This is a genomic window from Nocardiopsis trehalosi NBRC 14201 (assembly GCF_001552555.1).
GTDB lineage: Bacteria > Actinomycetota > Actinomycetes > Streptosporangiales > Streptosporangiaceae > Nocardiopsis_B > Nocardiopsis_B trehalosi.
The window spans coordinates 13,528-34,978 of sequence record NZ_BCRK01000015.1 but is presented as its reverse complement, the minus strand read 5'-3'; the positions used below and the strand labels follow the sequence as shown (position 1 = coordinate 34,978).

Annotated in this window: 19 protein-coding genes; 11 read left to right on the top strand and 8 right to left on the bottom strand. The window is 77.0% G+C overall.

Annotation, left to right across the window (positions count from 1 at the left end):
* The first annotated feature begins 94 nt into the window (after nt 1-94).
* Entirely contained in the window at nt 95-3,487 is a 3,393-nt protein-coding gene (locus tag NT8_RS04805; RefSeq protein WP_157515519.1) for a DNA polymerase III subunit alpha, read from the top strand.
* Nucleotides 3,488-3,527: 40 nt separating this feature from the next.
* Here NT8_RS04805 and NT8_RS04800 read toward each other — a convergent pair whose 3' ends face one another.
* Complete coding sequence (locus NT8_RS04800; RefSeq protein ID WP_067964665.1) at nt 3,528-4,730, bottom strand: ROK family transcriptional regulator; 1,203 nt, start codon at nt 4,728-4,730, stop codon at nt 3,528-3,530.
* 190 nt (nt 4,731-4,920) lie between these two features.
* On the opposite strand from NT8_RS04800, the gene edd reads away from it, so the two are divergent.
* The 5 genes from edd (at nt 4,921) to NT8_RS29145 (ending at nt 10,052) form a co-directional block, all read left to right on the top strand.
* Nucleotides 4,921-6,735 (top strand): phosphogluconate dehydratase, encoded by a 1,815-nt coding sequence (edd, locus tag NT8_RS04795; protein WP_067964663.1) that lies wholly within the window; start codon nt 4,921-4,923, stop codon nt 6,733-6,735.
* Nucleotides 6,732-7,727 (top strand): glucokinase, encoded by a 996-nt coding sequence (gene glk, locus NT8_RS04790; protein WP_067964661.1) that lies wholly within the window; start codon nt 6,732-6,734, stop codon nt 7,725-7,727. Before edd ends, glk begins: the two co-directional genes overlap by 4 nt.
* Nucleotides 7,724-8,362 carry a bifunctional 4-hydroxy-2-oxoglutarate aldolase/2-dehydro-3-deoxy-phosphogluconate aldolase gene (gene eda, locus NT8_RS04785; RefSeq protein ID WP_067964659.1) on the top strand — a complete coding sequence of 213 codons (639 nt, stop codon included), beginning with the start codon at nt 7,724-7,726 and terminating at the stop codon, nt 8,360-8,362. Before glk ends, eda begins: the two co-directional genes overlap by 4 nt.
* An 86-nt stretch (nt 8,363-8,448) precedes the next feature.
* A complete protein-coding gene (locus NT8_RS04780; RefSeq protein WP_067964657.1) occupies nt 8,449-9,195 on the top strand; it encodes an SDR family oxidoreductase in 747 nt (248 codons plus the stop codon).
* A gap of 413 nt (nt 9,196-9,608) precedes the next feature.
* Nucleotides 9,609-10,052 carry an RDD family protein gene (locus NT8_RS29145; RefSeq protein WP_157515517.1) on the top strand — a complete coding sequence of 148 codons (444 nt, stop codon included), beginning with the start codon at nt 9,609-9,611 and terminating at the stop codon, nt 10,050-10,052.
* Between the two features lie 13 nt (nt 10,053-10,065).
* Here the strand turns inward: NT8_RS29145 and NT8_RS04770 are convergent, their stop codons facing one another.
* The 4 genes from NT8_RS04770 to NT8_RS04755 form a co-directional block, all read right to left on the bottom strand.
* Nucleotides 10,066-10,728: a hypothetical protein gene (locus tag NT8_RS04770; RefSeq protein WP_067964653.1), complete on the bottom strand. Its 663-nt coding sequence runs from the start codon at nt 10,726-10,728 to the stop codon at nt 10,066-10,068.
* 85 nt (nt 10,729-10,813) lie between these two features.
* Nucleotides 10,814-11,527 (bottom strand): Mut7-C RNAse domain-containing protein, encoded by a 714-nt coding sequence (locus tag NT8_RS04765; protein WP_067964651.1) that lies wholly within the window; start codon nt 11,525-11,527, stop codon nt 10,814-10,816.
* A gap of 83 nt (nt 11,528-11,610) precedes the next feature.
* Nucleotides 11,611-13,764: a chorismate-binding protein gene (locus tag NT8_RS04760; protein WP_067964649.1), complete on the bottom strand. Its 2,154-nt coding sequence runs from the start codon at nt 13,762-13,764 to the stop codon at nt 11,611-11,613.
* Between the two features lie 178 nt (nt 13,765-13,942).
* Complete coding sequence (locus tag NT8_RS04755) at nt 13,943-15,286, bottom strand: sugar porter family MFS transporter (protein ID WP_394326565.1); 1,344 nt, start codon at nt 15,284-15,286, stop codon at nt 13,943-13,945.
* A gap of 385 nt (nt 15,287-15,671) precedes the next feature.
* On the opposite strand from NT8_RS04755, the gene NT8_RS04750 reads away from it, so the two are divergent.
* Complete coding sequence (locus tag NT8_RS04750) at nt 15,672-16,232, top strand: TIGR03086 family metal-binding protein (RefSeq protein WP_067964645.1); 561 nt, start codon at nt 15,672-15,674, stop codon at nt 16,230-16,232.
* A 94-nt stretch (nt 16,233-16,326) separates the two neighbouring features.
* Nucleotides 16,327-17,292, top strand: a complete 966-nt coding sequence (locus NT8_RS04745; protein WP_067964643.1) for a TIGR03557 family F420-dependent LLM class oxidoreductase — start codon at nt 16,327-16,329, stop codon at nt 17,290-17,292.
* Between the two features lie 49 nt (nt 17,293-17,341).
* Here the strand turns inward: NT8_RS04745 and NT8_RS04740 are convergent, their stop codons facing one another.
* Nucleotides 17,342-17,608: a hypothetical protein gene (locus NT8_RS04740; RefSeq protein WP_067964641.1), complete on the bottom strand. Its 267-nt coding sequence runs from the start codon at nt 17,606-17,608 to the stop codon at nt 17,342-17,344.
* A gap of 164 nt (nt 17,609-17,772) precedes the next feature.
* Nucleotides 17,773-18,567: an APH(3') family aminoglycoside O-phosphotransferase gene (locus NT8_RS04735; RefSeq protein ID WP_067964639.1), complete on the bottom strand. Its 795-nt coding sequence runs from the start codon at nt 18,565-18,567 to the stop codon at nt 17,773-17,775.
* Between the two features lie 183 nt (nt 18,568-18,750).
* Between NT8_RS04735 and NT8_RS04730 the strand changes: the two genes are divergently transcribed.
* Nucleotides 18,751-19,230 carry a GNAT family N-acetyltransferase gene (locus NT8_RS04730; protein WP_067964637.1) on the top strand — a complete coding sequence of 160 codons (480 nt, stop codon included), beginning with the start codon at nt 18,751-18,753 and terminating at the stop codon, nt 19,228-19,230.
* Nucleotides 19,227-19,883 carry a histone deacetylase gene (locus tag NT8_RS04725; protein ID WP_067964635.1) on the top strand — a complete coding sequence of 219 codons (657 nt, stop codon included), beginning with the start codon at nt 19,227-19,229 and terminating at the stop codon, nt 19,881-19,883. Before NT8_RS04730 ends, NT8_RS04725 begins: the two co-directional genes overlap by 4 nt.
* Nucleotides 19,884-19,988: 105 nt before the next feature.
* On the opposite strand, the gene NT8_RS04720 is transcribed toward NT8_RS04725, so the two are convergent.
* Nucleotides 19,989-20,294 carry a putative quinol monooxygenase gene (locus NT8_RS04720; protein WP_067964706.1) on the bottom strand — a complete coding sequence of 102 codons (306 nt, stop codon included), beginning with the start codon at nt 20,292-20,294 and terminating at the stop codon, nt 19,989-19,991.
* Between the two features lie 301 nt (nt 20,295-20,595).
* On the opposite strand from NT8_RS04720, the gene NT8_RS29760 reads away from it, so the two are divergent.
* Nucleotides 20,596-21,072, top strand: coding sequence for an LGFP repeat-containing protein (locus NT8_RS29760; RefSeq protein WP_067964632.1), 477 nt, complete (start codon nt 20,596-20,598; stop codon nt 21,070-21,072).
* Nucleotides 21,073-21,451: the final 379 nt, after the last annotated feature.

Sequence of the window (21,451 nt, the reverse complement as noted above, 5' to 3'; positions counted from 1 at the left end):
TCGGCGGCGTCCGCCGCGCCCTGGCCGCGCTACAGCGGTGGGGGGAGACCATGGGGACGTCCGGAGCGGCACCGGTCCGGGGCGGGCACGGCTGATGGCCGACGCCTTCCCGCACCTCGACGTGCTCTCCTCCGCCTCGATGCGGTACGGCACCGCTCCCCCGGCGGCGCTGGTGGAGCGCGCCGCCGACCTGGGCATGGACATGCTCGCGCTGACCGACCGCGACGGCGTCTACGGCGCCGTCAAGCACGTGCGGGCCTGCCGTGACGCCGGGATCCGCCCGATCCTCGGCGCGGACCTGGCGGTGGCCGCCCCCGACGGGGGCCGGGTCACCGTCCTGGCCCGCGGCCGCCGGGGCTGGGCGTCGCTGTGCCGGCTGGTCTCCGCCGCCCACGCGGGCAGCCGCGGCGCCCCGGCCGCCACCCGCCGCGCCATCGCCGAGCACGCCGAGGGGCTGGTGGTGCTCCTGGGACCCGGCTCCGACGTGGCGCGGGCGGCGGCCGACCGGCGGCCGGGCCGGGCCCGCCTGCTCCTGGACCGGTGGCGGGCCACGGCGGAGGTCGCCGTCGAGGTGGTCGACCACCTCGGCCCCGGCCAGCACCGCGGGGCCGCCGCCCTGCTGGCGCTGGCCGCCGAGACCCGCACCCTGGCGGTGCTGGGCAACGCCGTGCGCTACCCGCGCCCGGGCGACGCCGAGGTCGCCCGCGTCCTGGACGAGGCCCGCCGCTGGCTGCCCGGGGGCGGCGGCCCGGCCGCCCCCTCCGGGGCGCAGGGCTACCTCAAGAGCACCGCGGAGATGACCGAGGTGGCCGAGCGCGTCTGCGGGGGCGACCGCACCGCCGCGCGCCGGCTGCTCGCCCACACCCGCGCGCTGGCCGCCTCCTGCGTCCTGGACCCCGGCGCCGACCTGGGCATGGACCGCCACCACCTGCCCGCGTTCCCCGACGCCCGCGACCGGCTGTGGCGGGACTGCGAGGAGGGCCTGGTCCGCATCGGCCGGGAGCGCGACGCCGCCACCCGCGCCCGCCTCGCCCACGAGCTGGCGATCATCGAGAACAAGGGGTTCTCCGCCTACTTCCTCACGGTCGCCGACATCGCCCGGCGCATCCGCGACCGCGGTATCCGCTGCTCCATCCGGGGGTCGGGGGCGGGCAGCCTGGTCAACCACCTGGTCGGGATCTCCGCGATCGATCCGATGGCGCACGGGCTGCTCATGGAGCGCTTCCTCACCGAGAGCCGCACCGGGCTGCCCGACATCGACCTGGACGTGGAGTCGGCCCGGCGGCTGGACGCCTACGACGCGATCCTCGACGCCTACCCCGACGCGGCGTGCGTGTCGATGATGGAGACCTACCGGGCGCGCAGCGCCATCCGCGAGGTCGGCGCGGTCATGGGCGTCCCGCCGCACGAGGTCGACGTGCTGGCCAAGGCGTTCCCGCACATCCGCGCCCGCCGCATCCGGGCGGCGTGCGCGGACCTGCCCGAGCTGCGCGCGGGCGGCCTGGCCGGGGGGACCGCGGAGACCCTGTTCCGGCTGGCCGAGCGGCTGGACGGGCTGCCCCGCCACGTCGCCCTGCACCCCTGCGGGATCGTGGTGTCCGACGGCTCCCTGCGCGACCGCGCCCCGCTGGAGCCCAGCCGGGCCGGCTACGACATGGTGCAGTTCGACAAGGAGGACGTCGAGCACATGGGGCTGATCAAGCTCGACGTGCTGGGGGTGCGCATGCAGTCGGCGATGACCCACGCCCTGGCCGAGATCGAGCGCACCGGCGGCGGGCGGGTCGACATCGACGGCGCGGCGGCCGGGGCGGACCCGGCGGACGCGTCCCCGGCCGGCGGCGCGGCGGCGCTGACCCCCGACGACCCCGCCACCTACGCGATGATCCGCTCCTCGCGCACGCTCGGCTGCTTCCAGATCGAGTCGCCGGGCCAGCGCGAGCTGGTCTCCCGGCTGCGCCCGGCCTGCCTGGAGGACCTGATCGTCGACATCTCCCTGTTCCGGCCGGGGCCGGTCAACAGCGACATGATCACCCCGTTCATCGCCGCGCGCGACGGCCGGGCCGTCCCGGAGTACCCCTCCCCCGCGCTCACGGGCACCCTCGCCGAGACGGGCGGGGTGGTGATCTTCCACGAGCAGGTGATCCGGGTGCTGCACGCGATGACGGGCTGCGGACTGGACGAGGCCGAGGCGATGCGCCGCCGGCTGGGCACCGAGGAGGGCCGCGAGGAGGTGCGGAAGGTGTTCACCCGGCTGGCGGAGGAGTGCGGGCACCCGCCCGATGTGGTGGAGCGGGTGTGGGACATCCTCGCGTCGTTCGGCTCGTTCGGGTTCTGCAAGGCCCACGCGGCGGCGTTCGCGCTGCCCACCTACCAGTCGGCGTGGCTCAAGCGGCACCACCCGGCGGCGTTCTACGCGGGCCTGCTCACCCACGACCCGGGCATGTACCCGCGCCGGGTGATCATCGACGACGCCCGCCGCTTCGGGGTGCCGGTCCTGGGGGTCGACGTCAACGCCTCCGACCGGGAGTGGCGGGTGGAGCGCACCCCCGAGGGGGTGTGGGGCATCCGGGCGGCGCTGGCCGACGTCAAGGGCATCACCGACGCCGAGGTCGACGCGGTGCTGGCGGGCCGCCCCTACACCTCGCTGCGCGACCTCGCCGACCGCGCCCGACCCTCGCGCGACGTGCTGGACCGGCTGGTGCTGGTGGGCGCGCTGGACCGGGTGCACCGCATCGGGGAGCCGGGGTCGCCGACGCGGCGCGACCTGCTGCTGCGGGCGGGCGCGCTGGAGCGGTCGGTGCGCCGGGTGCCGGTGGGCGGCCAGCTGCCCATCGGGCTGGACCCGGGGCCGGCGCGGCTGGACGGGCTGCCGGAGATGACGGAGGCCGACCGGGTGCAGGCGGAGCTGGAGGTGCTGGGCTACGACGCGTCCCGGCACCTGCTGGACTGCCACGCCGAGGTGCTGGCCGAGCTGTCCCGCGCGCACGGCGCGGTGCGCGCCCGCGACCTGCACCGGGTCGGGCACGGCGCCGAGGTGCTGGTGCTGGGGGTGAAGGTCGCCACGCAGACCCCGGCGGTCCGGTCGGGGCAGCGCATCGTCTTCACCACCCTGGACGACGCGACCGGCCTGGTCGACCTGACGTTCTTCGAGTCGGTGCAGGACCGCTGCGCGGCGACGGTGTTCGGGTCGTGGCTGCTGGTGGCGCGCGGCCGGGTGCGGCGGGTGGGGTCGGGGCTGCCGACGGTCAACGCCACGCACGCGTTCGACCTGGACGCGCTGGCCCGGGCCTACCACGAGGAGGGGCCGGAGGCGCTGCGGGCGCTGCTGCGCCGGGACCGGCCCGCGCCGGTGGCGGGGGTCGGCGGGCGGCGGATCCGCTACGCGAGCGGGTACGCGCTGTCGCCCTACGCCGACGTCTCCCCGGCGGGCGCGGGGGCCGCGCCGCGCAGGCTGTGGCACGCCAGCCCGGGCAGTTCGGGGCGGTGACGGCGCGCGGCCGCCCCGGCGGGGGCGGGGCGGCCGGGGGTCACACCGGGGCGGCGGTGGCGGCGGCGATCTCGGCGTTGACGGCCTCGGGGGACAGCACCCGGTCGAGCACCAGCTCGGCGGCGCCCAGCAGCCCGGCGTCGTCCCACGCGCGGCTGGGCACGACGGTGAGGCGGCGGGTGGCCAGGGCGGTGGAGCGGCGGAACACGACCTCGCGCACGCCCGCCACCAGGGGGTCGTAGGCGCGGGCCAGGTCGCCGCCGAGGACGATCACGGCGGGGTTGAGCAGGTTGACGGCGCCGGCGAGGACCTCGCCCACGCGGCGGCCGGCGTCGCGCACCAGGGTGACCGCGGCGGGGTCGCCGCCCTGGGCGAGCACGGCGAGTTCGGGGATGCCGGCCGCGGCGCCGCCGGCCGCGGCCAGGCGGGCGAGCAGGGCGGGGCCGCCGGCCAGGGCCTCCAGGCAGTCGGTGTTGCCGCACCGGCAGGGGGTGCCGCCGCCGTCGCGGACGGGGATGTGGCCGATCTCCCCGGCCGCGCCGAGGTCGCCGCGGAGCAGGGAGCCGCCGGAGACGATGCCGGCCCCGATGCCGGTGGAGACCTTGACGAAGACGAGGTCGTCGACGCCGGGGTGGTGGGCGCGGTGCTCGCCCAGGGCCATGACGTTGACGTCGTTGTCCAGCAGCACCGGGACGGGGAAGCGGGCGGCGACCAGGGGCCGGATCTCCACGCCGCTCCAGCTGGCCAGGACGGGCGGGGAGGCCGCGCGGCCGGTGGCGAACTCCACGGTGCCGGGGACGCCGACGCCGACGCCGCGCACGCCGGCGCCGCTGCGGCCGGCGGCGTCCAGCAGCGCGGTCCAGGTGTCGAGGAGCCAGGGCACGACGGCGTCGGGGCCGCGTTCGACGGCGGGGGTGCCGGCGGTGCGGGTGAGGACGCGGCCGGCCAGGTCGCAGACGGCGACCTCGCTGCGGGAGATGCCGAGGGCGGCGGCGAGCACGGTGCCGGCGTCGGCGTTGAACTCCAGGCGGGTGGGCGGGCGGCCGCCGCTGGAGGGGGCGGCGTCGCCCTCGGTGACCAGGCCGCGGGCGGCGAGTTCGGCGACGCGCAAGGCCACGGCGGGCCGGGACAGCCCGGTGCGGCGGCCGATCTCGGTGCGGGTGGCGGCCGCGCCGGTGCGGATGAGGCGCAGGACGTCGCCGCTGGTCACGGCGGGTGAGGAAGCGGCCTTACTGCGTGGCATGCCCCATTCAATCATGCTTTGGAGGTATTGACGCCTAAGCCGACTTACTTATGTCATGGAAGCGTCGCAAGTTCGACTTGTTCGGTTACCGAAGTTCCCGTTATGTTTCCCCCGGCGGTCGGAGCGTGCCCCGCGTCACCTCCCCCTGCCGCATCCGTGCTCGGCGTGGCAGAAAGAGGAGCCCTTCCCGATGACCGTGGACACCCGCGTCGCCGACGTCACCGAACGCATCGCCGCCCGCAGCCGCGCGTCGCGGGCGGCCTACCTCGACCGCGTCCGCGCGGCCGCCGCCGAGGGGCCGGCCCGCGCCGGCCTGGGCTGCGCCAACCTGGCCCACGGCTTCGCCGCCTGCTCGGCCGCCGACAAGCACGCCCTCGGCGCCACCGCCAAGCCCAACATCGCGATCGTCTCCGCCTACAACGACATGCTCTCCGCCCACCAGCCGCTGGAGACCTACCCCGCCCTGCTCAAGCGGGCCGTGGCCGAGGCGGGCGGCGTCGCCCAGTTCGCCGGGGGCGTGCCCGCGATGTGCGACGGCATCACCCAGGGCCGGGCGGGCATGGAGCTGTCGCTGTTCAGCCGCGACGTCATCGCCATGGCCACCGCCGTGGCGCTGTCCCACGACATGTTCGACGGGGCGCTGATGCTCGGCGTGTGCGACAAGATCGTGCCCGGCCTGCTCATCGGCTCCCTGACGTTCGGCCACCTGCCCGTGGCGTTCGTGCCCGCCGGGCCGATGCCCTCCGGCCTGCCCAACAACGACAAGGCCCGCGTCCGCCAGGCGTTCGCCGAGGGCCGCACCGGCCGCGCCGAACTCCTCCAGGCCGAGTCGGCGGCCTACCACGCCCCCGGCACCTGCACCTTCTACGGCACCGCCAACTCCAACCAGATGCTGATGGAGGTCATGGGGCTGCACCTGCCCGGGGCGAGCTTCGTCCCGCCGGGCACCCCGCTGCGCGAGGCCCTCACCGCCGAGGCCGGGCGCCGCGTCACCGGCCTGACCGCCCTGGGCGCCGACCACACCCCCATCGGGGAGCTGGTGGACGAGCGCACGATCACCAACGCCGTGGTGGCGCTGCTGGCCACCGGGGGCTCCACCAACCACACCCTGCACCTGGTGGCCGTGGCCGCCGCCGCGGGCATCGAGCTGACCTGGGACGACTTCGCGGACCTGTCCGGTGCGGTGCCGCTGCTCACCCGCATGTACCCCAACGGCAGCGCCGACGTGAACGCCTTCCACGCCGCCGGGGGCATGGCCTACCTCATCGGCCAGCTCCTGGACGGCGGGCTGCTGCACGAGGACGTCGCCACCGTCGCCGGGCCCGGCCTGGCCCGCTACCGGCAGCGCCCGCGTCTCGACGGCACCGACCTCACCTGGGGCGACGAGCCGAAGGAGAGCGGCGACACCACCGTGCTGCGCGCCGCCACCGACCCGTTCTCCCCCGACGGCGGGCTGCGCATGGTCTCCGGCAACCTCGGCCGCGGGGTGGTCAAGGTGTCGGCGGTCGCCCCGGAGCGCCACGTCATCGAGGCCCCCGCCCGGGTCTTCGACGACCAGGCCGCGCTCCAGGCCGCCTTCGACGCCGGCGAACTCGACGGCGACCTCGTCGCGGTCGTCCGCTTCCAGGGACCACGCGCCAACGGCATGCCCGAACTGCACAAGCTCACCCCGCCGCTGGGCGTGCTTCAGGACCGCGGCCACCGGGTCGCCCTGGTCACCGACGGCCGCATGTCCGGCGCCTCCGGCAAGGTGCCCGCCGCCATCCACCTCTCCCCCGAGGCCGCCGCGGGCGGGCCGCTGGCGCGGGTGCGCGACGGCGACCCGATCCGCCTGGACGCCGCCGCCGGCACCCTGGAGGTGCTCGTCCCCGACCTGATGGACCGCGCCCCCGCCGCCCCCACCGTCGACTCCTCGACGGGCACCGGCCGCGAGCTGTTCGCGGCGTTCCGCGGCGTGGTGGGCCCGGCCGAGCGCGGCGCGGCGGTGTTCGGGGCCGCCCGGTGACCCCCGCCCCCGCTCCCGCACCCACCCCCGGCCGGCCCTGGCTGGTGGCCGACATCGGCGGCACCAACGCCCGGTTCGCGCTCGTCGAGGGGCGCGCCGCCCGCCCCACCCGGGTGCACCTCATGGCCTGCGCCGACCACCCCGACCTCGCGTCGGCGGCCGCCGCCTACCTCGCCGGGGCGGGCGGCGGCGCCCGCCCCGGCGCCGCCTGCGTGGCGATCGCCGGCCCGGTCTCCGGCGACCGCATCCGCCTGACCAACGCCCGCTGGGACTGCTCGGCGGAGGCCACCCGGCGCGCGCTCGGCCTGGACCGGCTGGAGGTCGTCAACGACTTCGCGGCGCTGGCCCTGTCGCTGCCGCACCTGGACGGCGCCGACCTGGTGTCGCTGGGCGGTCCGCCGCCCGCGCCCGGCCGCCCCATGGCGGTGCTCGGCCCGGGCACCGGGCTGGGCGTCGCCGGCCTGCTGCCCGTGCCCGGCGGCGGGTGGGTGCCGGTCTCCGGCGAGGGCGGCCACGTCGACCTGCCGGCGGTCGAGGACCGCGAGATCGAGGCGCTGCGGGTGCTGCGCGCCGAGCAGGGCGCGGCCACCGCCGAGTGCGTGCTGTCGGGCCCCGGGCTGGGCCGGCTGCACGCCGCGCTGGCCCGCGTCGACGGGGTGGCGGTCGACCCCCGCGAGGCCGCCGACATCTGCGCCGCCTCCGACGACCCCCGCTGCGTGGAGACGCTGGAGGTGTTCTGCGCGCTGCTGGGCGGGTTCGCCGGGAACGCCGCCCTGACCCTCGGCGCCACCGGCGGGGTGTTCCTCGGCGGCGGCGTCCTGCCGCGCATCCTGCCCGTCCTGCGCGGCAGCGCCTTCCGCCGCCGGTTCGAGGCCAAGTTCCGCATGGCCCACTATGTGAAGGACATCGCCACGGTGCTCATCGTGGCCCCCACCCCGGCGCTGCTCGGCACGGCGGCCCGGCTCGACCAGTGCTTGGAGTCCGCTGCATGAAGCCCCGTACCGGCGCCGACCTGCTGTCCCTGGCCCCCGTGGTGCCCGTGGTGGTCCTCACCGACCCCGCCACCGCCGTCCCCATGGCGCGCGCCCTGGTGGCGGGCGGGCTGCCCGCCATCGAGGTCACCCTGCGCACCCCGGCCGGGCTGCCGGCCATCGAGCGCATCGCCGCCGAGGTGCCCGGCGCGGTCGTGGGGGCGGGCACCGTCACCACCCGCGAGCAGGCCCGCGCCGCCGCCGGGGCGGGGGCGGGGTTCCTGGTCAGCCCGGGGTGCACCGAGCGGCTGTACGGCGCCCTGCGGGAGACCGGGCTGCCGTTCCTGCCCGGGGTGGCCACCGCCTCGGAGGCCCTGGAGCTGCTGGAGTGGGGGGTGGACGCGCTGAAGTTCTTCCCCGCCGAGGCCGCGGGCGGCCGCGCCTACCTCAAGGCGCTGTCGGGCCCGCTGCCCCAGGTGCGGTTCTGCCCCACAGGCGGCATCACCCCCGCCTCCGCGCCCGACTACCTGGCGCTGCCCAACGTGGGCTGCGTCGGCGGCACCTGGCTCACCCCGGCCGACGCGCTGGCCGCGGGCGACTGGGCCCGCGTCGAGGCCCTGGCCGCCCAGGCCGCCGCCCTGCGCCCGGCCGCCTGACCCGCCCCGGCCGGGTTACGATCGGTTCCGCGAGCATGGCGGGGCGGGCCTTCGGGGCCGCCCGGGGCGGAAGGCGGGCGGTACCGGTGGACCTCGGACTCGACGGGCGGACCTACATCGTCACCGGCGGCAGCAAGGGGCTGGGCTACGCCACGGCCGCCGCCCTGGCCGCCGACGGCGCCCGCGTGGTGGTGTCCGCGCGCGACGCGGCCGGCGTCGCGGCCGCCGCCGACCGGCTCGGCCCCCGCGCCACCGGGGTCGCCGCAGACCTGGGCGACCCCGCGACCGCCGACCGCCTGGTGGCCGCCGCCCTGGAGCACCACGGCCGCCTCGACGGCGCCCTGGTCTCGGTGGGCGGCCCGCCGCCGGGCACCGCCGCCTCGGCCACCGACGACCAGTGGCGGGCGGCGTTCGAGAGCGTGTTCCTGGGGGCGGTGCGGCTGGTGCGCACCGTCGCCGCCCGGCTGGACGGCGGCGGTGCCGTCGGCCTGGTGCTGTCGTCGTCGGCGCGCTCGCCGATCAGCGGGCTGGGCATCTCCAACGGGCTGCGCCCCGGCCTGGCCATGGCCGCCAAGGACATGGCCGACGAGTTCGGGCCGCGCGGGGTCCGCGTGTTCGGGCTGGCGCCCGGCCGCATCGCCACCGACCGGCTCCGCGAACTCGACGGGGGCGACCCCGACACGCGCGCCCGCTCGGCCGCGACCATCCCGCTGCGCCGCTACGGCGACCCGGAGGAGTTCGGCCGCGTCGCCGCGTTCCTGCTCTCCCCCGCCGCCTCCTATGTCACCGGCACCGTGGTCCCGGTCGACGGCGGCGCCCTGCGCACCCCCTGACCCGCGCCGCGCCCGGCGCGGTGGCCGGACCGGAGCACAGGTCCCGGGCGCCGCGCGCACGCGCGGCAGGGGCCGCCGCAGGCGTGCCGGCGGCGCCGCTCCGTGGAGCCGCGCGCCGGTGCGGAACCCCGTAGGATGCGGGCGTCCGTTGACGTTCCGTGATGACGGGAACCCTGATGCACCATCCCCCCTCCCCCGGGCAGCCCCCGTCCGGCTGGTACCCGCCGCCGACCGGCCCCGGTCCGGCGCCCGGTGCCCCGGTCCCGGGGCCGCCCGTCGCGGGGCCGCACGCGCCTCCGGGCTGGGGCCCGCCCGCCCCCGCGTATCCGGCCCACCCGGGTGGCTACGGCCCCCACCCCCACCCGGGCGGCGGGTTCCCGCCCGCCGGGCCCTCCGGGTCCTACCCGGCGGGCATGGTCGAGCGCTTCGGCGGCACCTTCATCGACGGGTGGGCGCTGACGTTCGTGTTCTACGGCGCGCTGTTCCTCAGCGCCGGGCTCGCCGCGGTGCTGGGCCTGTCCGACACGGCCGGGACGGCGGTCTGGCTGCTGGGGACGTTCGCGGGCGCGGTCGTCTACACCGTCGTCCCCACCATGCGGTGGGGACGCACGCTCGGCAAGCTGATGATGAACACCCGGGTGGTGGACGTGCGCACCGGCCGCCCGCCGGGCCTGGGGCGGGCGCTGCTGCGCTCGCTGCTGTGGCTGGTGTGCACGCTGCTCTGGCCGATCCTCGTCATCTGCGCGCTGGTCGCCCTGGGCGACGACGAGCGGCGGACCCTCTGGGACCGCGCCGCGCGCACCCGGGTCGTCAAGGTGTTCAAGCACCGGCCGGTCGCGCCGCCGCCCGGTCACTGAGCGACGGGCCGCGTCACCCCGGGGCGAAGTAGTGGACGAGGATGCCGGGGGTGACGGGGCGGCGGATCAGGCCGTCGAGCGGGTGCAGCGCGGTGGTGAGGTGGCCCGGTCCGCCGGGTTCTCGCACCCGCGCCGGGCCCCGCACCGCCGCCCCCAGGAACACCGCCCCGCCCCGGTGGAACGCCAGGGCGCTGCCCGCCACCACCAGGGTGTCGGCGTGCACCGACAGGTCCAGCGGGTCGCGGTCGCCGGGCGGCGGCACCCACCCCTGCGGGTGGCGGCGGTACTCCTCGGGCATCCGGGTGCCGGTGTCGGCCGTGTGCGGCCGGCCCGGCCCCAGCCGGGCCCGCAGCCGCTTCCACCGCGACGCCGGGAAACCGAGCGAGTGGTGGCACAGCAGCAGGTCCAGCGGCGGCAGGGGCGGCGGCGCGCCGGCGGGTTCGGGCGGCGGCTCCGGCGCGGACCGCAGCGGCAGGTGCACCAGCGAGTGCCGGGAGCGGGCGGCCATCTGCCACAGGGCGGCGACGCGCATCAGCTCGGCGGCGTCGGTGCACCGCAGCAGGTACCAGCCGCCCGCGGGCCGCAGTGAGAGCCGGCGCAGCGGGGCGGCCGGGCGCAGCACCCGGTGGTCGCGCCCGGCCAGGCGGGCGCGGTGCACGGTCAGCCGCAGCCGCACGGCGGCCCCGCCGGTACCGTGCCCGCGCGGCGCCCGGACTCCGGGCGCGCGAACACCGGGCGCCCGGTCGCCGGGTGCGCGGGGGTCATCGGGCGGCGGCCACCCAGGACTCGGCGTCGCGGACGATCCGCTCCAGCCGGTCGTGGTGGGCGCCGGGCCAGTACACGCGCCCGCAGTCGGCGCAGCGGGCGAAGGAGTCGTAGCCGGCGCGGGTGCCGGGTTCGACGTCGGCGGCGACGTCGGCCGCCGAGGCGGGCGCCAGCGGCCCGTTGCACGCCGTGCAGCGGGTCCAGGGCGCCAGCGGGGGCGCGAACCGCTCCAGCACCTCGCGCAGCTGGGCGTCGGTGCGGTCGGCGCGGACGTACCCGCCGGCCGGGACCAGGCGCCGGCACAGCAGGCCGCGGTCGCGGGTGAGCAGCACCCGCTGCTCGTCGGCGGCCTGGCGCGCCAGCACGTCGTCGTCGCGGTCGTTGTCGTAGGCGGTGTCGACGCCGAGCAGCCGCAGCCGCCGCGCCAGGGTGCCCAGGTGCACGTCGAGCAGGAACCGCGGGTGCGGGAACGGCAGCCGCTGCGGGCGGTCGACCGCCGCGACCTCCACGGTCGCCCCGGGGGCGGGCCGGTGGGAGTCGGGCACCGTCCGGCCGTCGACCCGCAGCGCGCCGACCTCGGTCAGCGGGACGCCCAGCGACTGCACCACGTGGCCCAGCGACGCGGCGGGGTCGTGGGCGGCGCGGACGTCGGCGCCCCGGTTGCGCGGAGCGAGCAGGAAGTGCAGTTCGGGGGCGAAGCGCACGGTCATGTCGGTGTCCACGGGCCCAGGATGGCACGCCGGCCCGGCCGCCGCACGCGGGTTTCGCGGCCGCCCCGGCCGCGCGGCCCCGCTCAGTCCGCGGCGCCCGGGCCCCCTGCGGCGGGCAGGCCGGCGAGGGGGACGGCGGCCTTGAGCAGCATCTCGGCGAACTCCTCCTCGGGGTCGGAGTCGAGCACGACCGCGCCGCCCGCTCCCACGGTCAGCACCCCGCCCGCGCGCACCGCGGTGCGGATGACCACGGACAGGTCGGCGGCGCCGGTGTGCGACAGGAAGCCCAGCGCACCCGAGTACACGCCGCGCGCCGAGGTCTCCAACCGGTCGATCGCCTCCATGGTGCGCTCCTTGGGGGCGCCGGTCATCGACCCGGCGGGGAAGCAGGCGCGCACCGCGTCGACCGGGTGGACGCCGTCGCGCAGCCGCCCCCGCACGGCCGACACGAGCTGATGGACCGTCGTGTGCGACTCGACGTACATGAACGCGGGCACCGCCACGCTGCCCACCGCGCACACCCGGCCCAGGTCGTTGCGGAGCAGGTCGACGATCATCAGGTTCTCGGCGCGGGTCTTGGCGCCGGTGCGCAGCCCCTCGGCGCGGCGGGCGTCCTCGGCGGGGTCGGGGTGGCGCGGCGCGGTGCCCTTGATGGGCCGCGACTCGGCGGTGCCGTCGGCGCCGATACGCAGGAACCGCTCGGGCGAGGCGCTGAACACGGTGGTGCCGCCCAGCCGCAGCAGCGCCGCGTAGGGGGCGGGGCGGGCGCGGCGCAGCCGCCGGTAGAACGCGAGGTCGCCGCCGGCGGGCGCGGGCGCCCGCAGCCGGGTGGTCAGGCAGACCTCGTAGCTCTCGCCGGCGGTGAGCAGGCCCAGGCACTCCTTCACGTCGGCCAGGTACGCCTCGCGGGGGCGCTCCAGCAGCGGTTCGGGGTCGGGGGCGCCGACCGGGTCCGGCGGCGCGGGCAGGGGGCCGCGGGGCAGGGCGGCGAGGGCCGCCGCCGTCGCGTCGGCCCAGGCGGCGGCGTCGGCGCCGCCGTCGGCGGCCACCGCGTAGGTGCGGCCCTCGGCGTGGTCGACGGCGACGAAGCGGTCGCAGCGCAGCCAGACCGCGTCGGCCACCGGGGAGCGGTGCCGGGTGGGCGCGCCCGCGTCGGCCTTGAGCTCGTAGCCGAGGTAGCCGACGTAGCCGCCGGCGAAGTCGAACGGGAGGTCGGGGTGGCGGTGCGGGCGGGCGGGGGTGCGGCGGCGCAGCGCGTCGAACACGGTGCCGGGCTCGGTGTGCTCGCCGCCGGCGCCGCGGACCCGCACCCCGCCGGCGCCGACCCGGTAGGTCAGCACCTCGCCGCGCGGCCCGCCGGGGTCGCCGAGGTAGGAGAACCGGCCGGTGGGGCCGGTGCGTCCGCTGTCGAGCCAGAAGGCGTGCGCGGCCCCGGCGTAGAGGCGGGCGAACGCGCGTTCGGTGTCGACGGCGTAGGGCAGGACCCGCCGGACGAGGCGGGCGGGATCCGGACGCGGCGGGCCCGCCGGGGTTTCGGTCGCGGACCGGCGGCGGACGCCCAGGTGGGGGCGGTCGGTGTCGGGTCCGGGGTGCGCGGCCGGGGTTTCGGACACGGGCGCGGGGCCCACCGCCGGCCGGGTTTCGGTCCGGCGGGGGCGCGTCGGGGCGGCGAGGGCGAGGAAGTTGGCGATGAGGGCCGCGCCGTGCTCGGAGGCGACCGATTCGGGGTGGAACTGCACGCCCCAGCGCGGCAGGCGGCGGTGGCGCAGGCCCATGACGACACCGTCCTCCGCCCAGGCGGCCGCCTCCAGGTCGGCGGGCAGCGGGGCGGCGACGGCCAGGGAGTGGTAGCGGACGGCGGTGAAGCCCTGCGGCAGCCCGGCGAACACGCCGGTGCCGTCGTGGCGGATGCGGCTGAGGTGGCCGTGGCGGGGCACGGGGGCGGACGGCACGGCGGCGCCGGCCAGGTGGGCGATCGCCTGGTGGCCCAGGCAGACACCGAGCACGGGCAGGCGGGGGTCGGCGAGGACGCGCGGCACGGCGCCGAGGTCGCGGGGGTGCTGGGGTCGGCCCGGGCCGGGGGAGACGACGGCGGCGTCGAAGGCGGCGAGGTCGGCGCGGGCGAGGCGGGGGTCGTCGTTGGCGAGGACGACGGGGTCGGCGCCGGCGGCGGCCGCGAGGAGCTGGAACAGGTTGTAGGTGTAGGAGTCGTGGTTGTCCACCAGCAGTACGCGCACGCCCGCCCCTCCTCCGCACCCGGCACCCCAGGGTAGGGCGCGGGCCGGGCGGCGCGGACGCCGGGTCGGCGGCCCCGCGTGCCCCCCATATGCCCCCCAATGGGTCGGTCTCCGAAGGGCCCGCCGCCCGGCATGGGAACGGGGGAGGCGCCCGCCTCCCCCGCCACCGGCCCGGACGCTACCGCGCGGGCTCCTCGCGCCCCATCGACTCCAGGGTCCGCCCCTTGGTCTCGGAGATGAACCTCCAGACGAACACGAAGGACAGCACCGCGAAGAGCGTGTAGATGACGTAGGCCCCGCTGAGGTTCCAGTCCCGCAGCGTCGGGAACGTCACCGTGACCAGCCAGTTGGCGATCCACTGGGTCGCCGTGGCGACCGCCATGGCCGCCGCGCGGATGCGCAGCGGGAACATCTCGCCCAGCAGCACCCAGGTCACCACACCCCACGACAGGGCGAAGAACAGCACGAACGCGCTCGCCGCCACCAGGGCCACCGCCCCCCAGCCGAACGACAGGGTGGCCTGCTCGCCCTCGACGCGGGCGTGGCTGAACGCGAACGCCGCGGCGGCCAGGGCGACCGCCATCCCGGCCGACCCCACCAGCAGCAGCGGCTTGCGCCCGATCCGGTCGACCAGGCCGATCGCGATGAAGGTGCCGATGATGTTGACGACGGAGGTGAACAGGCTGAGCAGCAGCGAGTTGCTCTCGTCCACGCCCACCGACTGCCACAGCGACGCCGAGTAGTAGAAGATCACGTTGATGCCGACGAGCTGCTGGAACGCCGACAGCGCCATGCCGATCCACACGATCGGCAGCAGCCCGTACCGCCCCTTGAGGTCGCGCAGCCGGGGCCGGATCTCCGAGCCCAGCGCCTCACGGATCTCGGTGATGCGGCGGTCGACGTCGCCGCCCTCGACCTCGTGCAGGACCCGGCGGGCCTTGTCCTCGCGCCCCACCCGCACCAGGTAGCGGGGCGACTCCGGGATGGTGAAGCTCAGCATGATGTACAGCAGCGCGGGCACCACGGCCGCGCCGAGCATCCACTGCCAGGCCAGCAGCGGACCGAGGCGGTCCATGGCGCTGCCGCCGGCCGCCGCCGCGATCATGTAGTTCACCAGCTGCGACAGCGCGATGCCCAGCACGATGGCGAGCTGCTGCAGCGACGCCAGCCGCCCCCGGTAGGCGGGCGGCGACACCTCGGCGATGTAGGTCGGCGCGATCACCGACGCCATGCCGATCGCGATGCCGCCCACGACCCGCCACAGCGCCAGGTCCCACACCGCGAACGGCAGCGCCGACCCCACCGCGCTCACCGCGAACAGCACGCCCGCGATCTGCATGACGCGGATGCGGCCGAACCGGTCGGCCAGGCCGCCCGCGACGGCGGCACCCACGGCCGAACCCAGCAGGGCGGCGGCCACGGTGAACCCGGTGACGGCGGCGCTGACGGCGAAGTGGTCCTGGATGGCGTCGACCGCCCCGTTGATCACCGAGCTGTCATAGCCGAAGAGGAAGCCGCCCATCGCGGCGGCGGAGGCGACCAGCGTCACGTGGACGATGTTCAGCTCCCCCGCTGACTTCGCCCCCGCCGGATCTGATGTTGCCACGGTTACTCCTTGCCGGGCCCGGCGTCCGCTGGGGCGCCGGGCCGTCGAACGGTCGTCCCCCCATGATCGGCACGGCGGGTGCCCGATCGGTGACCGACACCGCGGGGGAGCCGATCATGCGGGACTTTTACGGTTGTCGGAAGATCACCCGGAGTTCTACCGCTTTATCATCCGATCATGTGACGAGCATTCGGGTTGTTCCGGCGACGCGGGGAACGGGGGCGGGGGCTCGGGTACTCGGCGCGACCATGGGGTAGGACTGCCCCGTCCACCGTTGTCCTACCGGGATGGAGCACGTTCGATGTCGGAGCTGCTGGACCTCCACGGCCGCGCCATGGCCGAGTTCGACGGCCGGGTGCGCGAGATCATGGTCACCCAGTGGACGGACCCCACGCCCTGCGCCGACTGGGACGTCCACGACCTCGTCAACCACCTCGTCGGCGAGCAGCTGTGGGTACCCCACCTCCTCGCCGGCAACACCGTCGAGGACGCCGGCGACCGCTACGACGGCGACCTGCTCGGCGAGCACCCCGTCACCACCTGGGAGGTCGCCTCCCGCGAGGCCCGCTCCGCCTGGCTCCAGCCCGGCAGCACCGACCGCACGGTCCACCTCTCCTTCGGCGACGCCCCCGGCGAGGTCTACCTCTGGCAGATGACGTTCGACCTCGCCGTCCACGCCTGGGACCTCGCCCGCGCCATCGGCGCCGACGACCGGCTCGACCCCGGCCTCTCCCACGCCCTGCTCGGCTGGTGGCACAACCAGGACCTCGACGGCTCCGCCATCTTCGACCCGCCCGTCCCGGTCGACGGCGACGCCGACGACCAGACCCGGCTCATCGCCGCCACCGGCCGCCGCCCCTGACCGCCCCGGCCCGGCGCCCGAGGGCGCCGGGTTAGGAACGGCGGCCCCCGGATAGCGCCCCGGAGACACCCGCAACCGTCCCCGGGAGGCCACCATGGCGCGCATCGGCTACTTCCTCTCCACCGAGGAGCACGGGCCGCGCGACCTCATCGACCAGGCGCGGCGGGCCGAGCAGGCCGGCTTCCAGGAGCTCTGGATCAGCGACCACTACCACCCCTGGCTCGACGTCCAGGGCGAGAGCCCCTTCGTCTGGTCGGTGATCGGCGCGATCGGCGAGGCGGTCGACCTGCCCATCACCACCGCCGTCACCTGCCCCACCGTGCGGGTCCACCCCGCCGTCGTCGCCCAGGCCGCCGCCACCTCCGCCGCGCTCGCCCGCGGCGGGTTCACCCTCGGCGTCGGCACCGGCGAGGCGCTCAACGAGCACATCCTCGGCGACCCCTGGCCCGCCACCGCGCGCCGCCGCGAGATGCTGGAGGAGGCCGTCGACATCATGCGCCGCCTGTGGAAGGGCGGTCTGGTCAGCCACGAGGGCGAGTACTACACCGTCGACACCGCCCGCCTCTACACCCTCCCCGACACCCCGCCCGAGGTCTACGTCTCCGCGTTCGGCGACGCCGCCGCCGAGATGGCCGCGCGCATCGGGGACGGCCTCATCACCATGGGCCCCTCCGCCGACACCGTCGAGGCGTTCCGCGCTGCCGGCGGCACCGGCAAACCGGTGCAGACCGGCATCAAGGCCTGCGTCGGCGACGACGCCGAGGAGGCCCGCCGCTACGCCTGCTCGGTCTGGCCCAACGACGCCCTGCCCGGTGAGGCCGCCCAACTGCTGCCGCTGCCGCGCCACTTCCAGCAGCTCACCGACGAGCTCATCACGCCCGAGCGCATCGGCGAGCAGATGCCGTGCGGTCCCGACCCCGACGTCCACCTGCGCCACCTCGCCCAGTGCGTCGAGGCCGGCGCCGACACCGTGTTCGTCAGCCAGGTCGGGCACCGCCAGGACGCCTTCTTCGACCTCTACGCCGAACACGTCCTGCCCGAGGCCAAGCGGCTGGGCTGAGCCCGGCGGCGCGGGTGCGGCGCGGGCCGCGCCCGCGCCGCCGGGGACCTCACTCGGCGATGCTGACGGTGTCCTCGGACACCGCGCCGTGCGGTTCGGCGGCGTCGGCGTACTCCGTCCACACCGCGTCGCCGCCGTGCTTCGCGCCGTCCCCGGCCACGGCGAAGACGTCGCGGGAGCCCGCGCCGTACACGCCGGCCGCGTCGAAGGCGTAGTCGTAGACGCTGTCGGCCGCGGCCATCTGCGCGCCCCCGACCAGCAGGGCCGGAGCGGCGACGGCGACGAAGGCGAGGCGGCGGAGAGACGTGCGGTTCATCAGCGGATCCCCTTCCCTGGACCGGCCGGACCCCCTGCCCGGCCGTCAGCGTGCGGCGCGCCGCACGCCACCCGTCCGACTGACCCCGACGAACCATGACAACCCTTCGGATTCGCGCGAACACGGACCGAAGCGGACTCGGGCGGCGACCACGGGCTGCGGGGTCAGAAGAACTCGTCCAGCAGCCGGTAGAACGCCATGCGGTCGGGGTCGACGTGCTGCTCGCCGTAGTGGTGCAGGAACGCCCGGACGAACGCCGGGCCGAAGTCGGGGTTCAGGCGGGTGTCGCCCAGGCTCCGGCAGGCCAGCCCCAGGTCGTGGTTGCGGTCGGCCACGCCGACCCGGGCGGTGTCGACCACGCCCGTCCACTCCAGGGTGTCGGGGTCGACCAGCACGTTGGGCAGGCACAGGTCGCCGTGGCAGACCACCCGGTCCTCGGTCGCGGGGACGGCGGCCTCCAGTTCGGCCAGCACGTCCTCGGGGGCGCGGCCGCGCCGCTCGGGCTCGAAGGCGCCGGAGTCGACCCGGCCGGCGGCGGTGGCGGCCCGCGCCCGAGGAACGGTCACCGCGAGCCCCCGGTCGAACGGGCAGTCCTCCACCGGCAGGTCGTGCAGCCGGCGGGCCAGCCGCGCGAACGCCGCCACAGCGGGCGCCCGCAGGTGGGCGGGCCACGCCTCGGCCAGGGTGCGGCCCGGCACGGCGGCCGTCACCAGCCACCCCGACCCGTCGCGCTCACCGCCCTCGACGGCCTCGGGGGCGCCGATGCCCGCTTTACGCAGCCACGCCGACCGCTCCGCCTCGGCCCGCAGCGCGGCGGGGTCGTCGGCGACCTTCACGTACAGGGTCCGGCCGCGCCCGGCGACCCGCCACACCCGCGCCCCGGACAGGCCCACGGTCACGGGCGTCCACTCGGCGAAGGGGTGGCGGCGCCGCAGCCGCCGCACGATCGCATCCGACATCCGCCCAGCGTAACCGCGCACGGGTCCGCCGCGGCGTGCGCGGCCGGGAAGGCCGCGCCGTGCCGGACATCCCCCTCCCGCACTGCCCGGCCCAGGGCGCCGACGCGCCGGGCGCACCGCCGTGGCGCGCGAGAGCGACCCTGTGGTCACAGACGGCACGCATGTGGCGTACCCTTGCATTTCGTGCGGATCGAGATCGCCGAGGTGGACTGGAACGACCCTGTCGGGGTGCGCCTGCGCCGCGCCCAGGAGCGCGAGGCCGCCGACAGCCCCGACCCCGGCCCGGCGTCCGAGGACGCCGACACGTCCGTCTTCCTCGTGGCCACCGATACCCGCAGCGGCCGCCCCATCGGCTGCGGAGGGGTGCGCGCCGTCGATCCCGCGACCTTCGAGCTCACCCGCCTCTACGTGGTGCCCGCCTGGCGCGGTCGGCCCGTCGACCGCCCGCTGCTGCGCGCCCTGGAGGGCGCCGCCCGCGAACGCGGCGCGACGGCCCTGCGGCTGGCGGCCGGGCCGGGGCGGTCGGTGCCCGCCGACGTCCGCGCGGCCGCCGGCTACCGGCCCGTCGCCCCGACCGGGCCCGCTGCGGAGACCGGGCCGGGCCACCGCTACGAGCGCGTCCTCGCCGCCGATTCCGCGCCCTCCGCCGCCGACCGGCCGTGACGGCCCCGGCGCACGGCACCCGCACCGGCCTCCTCTGGTACGCCTCCTACGGCGCCAACACCGATCCCACCCGGTTCGCCTGCTACGTCGCCGGCGGCGTCCCGCCCGGCGGGGCGCGCGCCAACCCCGGGTGCCGCGACCGGACCCCGCCGCGCGACCGGCGCGCCCTCTGGCTCCCGGGCGGCGTGTACTTCGCGCTCGCCTCCCGCATGTGGGGTGGCGGACTCGCCCTCTACGACCCCGACCTGCCGGGCGCCGCCCCCGCCCGCGCCTACCTGGTGACCGCCGGGCAGTTCGCCGACATCGCCGCCCAGGAGATGTACCGCGACCCGGGCGCCGACCTCGACCTCGCGGCGCTGCCCCGCGAGGGGCGCCGGGTGCTCGGCCCCGGGCGCTACGAGACGGTCGTGTACCGGGGCGACCTCGACGGCCACCCGATCCTCACGTTCACCGCCCACTGGGGCCTCGCGGACACGCGGCCCGAGCCGCCGTCGGCCGGCTACCTGCGCACCATCGGCGGCGGGCTCGCCGCCGCCCACCAGTGGAGCGCGGCGCGCACCGGCGCCTACCTGGCGGGGCGGCCGGGGGCGCGCGGCGCCTGGTCGGCCGACCGGGTGGCGGAGCTGCTGACCGGCGGCGCGACCGGCGGCTGACGGCGGCGCCCGCGCGGTCGGCGCGGGGCCGGGCGGCCCAGGGGCGCCCGCCCTCGTCCTCCGGCCGCTCGCGCGGCGGAGCGGCGGCGGGCGGGCACCGGGGGCTCAGTCCTCCGCGCCGAGGCCGCCCACCGACGCCATGCGGTGGCCGGAGAACCCGCCGGTCAGCATCGGCATCGCGGTGGCGATGGCGGCCCGGGTCTCGGGTGGTTCCAGGGACGCGCGGTGGTGCTCCTCGCTCTCCCACACCTCGCTGACCCAGATGGTGGTGTCGTCGTCGGCGTCGGCGCCCACGACGTAGAGGCGGCAGCCGGCCGCTTTCAGCCCTTCGGAACCGCCGGTGAGCAGGGCGATGACCTCGTCCCGGCGGCCGGGGCGGGCCGTCATGGTGCCGATGCAGCCGAATGCCATGGTCTCCCCCTGGGGCGGCGCCGGACCGTCCGCGCGCCGTGCGGCCGCCATCGGGGTCCGGACCCGGGTGTCCGGCCAGGTGGGGCGGCGCCATGGTAGCGCCATCGCCGCCCGGATAGGACGTGCGTTCGAAGTGGAATTTCCGAAACGGTCGCCTTTACGGCATAGATTCCCTCGCCCTCGGCCCGCTCCGGGTGGGGGGCGCGGGACCGGCGGCACGCGTCCGACACCGGCCACGCACTGGCCATCACGGTCCGTACGCGGCAGGGTGCGCGGAGGAGCAATCGGAAAAAGGGGAACCATGAAGCAGACCCGAACGCGGCGGAGGATCACGGCCGGCCTCGCGGCACTGGCCGTGGCCACCGCCCTCCCCGTCGTCACCGCGTCGCCCGCGCAGGCCGCCCCCTACTGCGCCGACGGGATTCAGGTCGGGGGCGACATCGAGCGGACCTACCTCCACATGGGCGGCCCCGGCGGGGCGCTCGGGTGCCCCCTCACGGTCGAGCTGGTCAACCCCGACCAGCACGGCCGCCGCCAGCAGTTCGAGCACGGAACGGTCTACTGGTCCGCGGGCACCGGCGCCTTCCCGGTCTGGGGGTACATAGGGGACTACTGGTGCGCGAGCCTCGGCTGCGAGCGGGGGACGGTGGGCTACCCCACGTCCTACGAGTACAGGGTGGGCGGCGAGATCCGGCAGAACTTCCAGTGCGGCGTGATCCACTTCCAGGACCTGGGCGGCGGGACGTCCCGGACCTGGCACACCTACATCTGCGACTGACCTCCGACGCGCGGCGCCCCGGGGGCGACCGCTCCCCCGACCCCCCGGGGCGGCGGGCCGGGCCCTCCCCCGCCGCAGCCGTCAATCGAGCGCGGACAGGGCGATGTCGGCGGCCTGGAGCACGACCTCACGCAGAGGGCGGACCGCCGCGGATGCTGGAGCGCGGGACCGAGGGCCACATCCTCACCACCGCGTCGGAGTTCGCCGTCATGGGCCTGACCGAGGCGCTGCGGCGGGGCCTGACCACGAAGGGCCGCCGATCGGCGCGGGCGTCCTCACCCCGGGCATGGTCGCGACCGGTGTCGGCGCCAACAGCATCAGATGGGCGCCCGACGGGTCCGCGACCCGGGACATGCGGGCGACCGCCGAGCGCGGTGAC

Coding starts and splice junctions, on each gene's coding strand:
- NT8_RS04805 (WP_157515519.1), top strand. CDS start 95: ATGGCCGACGCCTTCCCGCACCTCGACGTGCTCTCCTCCGCCTCGATG.
- NT8_RS04740 (WP_067964641.1), bottom strand. CDS start 17,608: ATGAACCGCACGTCTCTCCGCCGCCTCGCCTTCGTCGCCGTCGCCGCT.
- NT8_RS04735 (WP_067964639.1), bottom strand. CDS start 18,567: ATGTCGGATGCGATCGTGCGGCGGCTGCGGCGCCGCCACCCCTTCGCC.
- NT8_RS04755 (WP_394326565.1), bottom strand. CDS start 15,286: ATGGGCGGCTTCCTCTTCGGCTATGACAGCTCGGTGATCAACGGGGCG.
- NT8_RS29760 (WP_067964632.1), top strand. CDS start 20,596: ATGAAGCAGACCCGAACGCGGCGGAGGATCACGGCCGGCCTCGCGGCA.
- NT8_RS04800 (WP_067964665.1), bottom strand. CDS start 4,730: ATGCCACGCAGTAAGGCCGCTTCCTCACCCGCCGTGACCAGCGGCGAC.
- eda (WP_067964659.1), top strand. CDS start 7,724: ATGAAGCCCCGTACCGGCGCCGACCTGCTGTCCCTGGCCCCCGTGGTG.
- NT8_RS29145 (WP_157515517.1), top strand. CDS start 9,609: ATGGTCGAGCGCTTCGGCGGCACCTTCATCGACGGGTGGGCGCTGACG.
- NT8_RS04720 (WP_067964706.1), bottom strand. CDS start 20,294: ATGGCATTCGGCTGCATCGGCACCATGACGGCCCGCCCCGGCCGCCGG.
- NT8_RS04765 (WP_067964651.1), bottom strand. CDS start 11,527: ATGACCGTGCGCTTCGCCCCCGAACTGCACTTCCTGCTCGCTCCGCGC.
- NT8_RS04745 (WP_067964643.1), top strand. CDS start 16,327: ATGGCGCGCATCGGCTACTTCCTCTCCACCGAGGAGCACGGGCCGCGC.
- NT8_RS04750 (WP_067964645.1), top strand. CDS start 15,672: ATGTCGGAGCTGCTGGACCTCCACGGCCGCGCCATGGCCGAGTTCGAC.
- edd (WP_067964663.1), top strand. CDS start 4,921: ATGACCGTGGACACCCGCGTCGCCGACGTCACCGAACGCATCGCCGCC.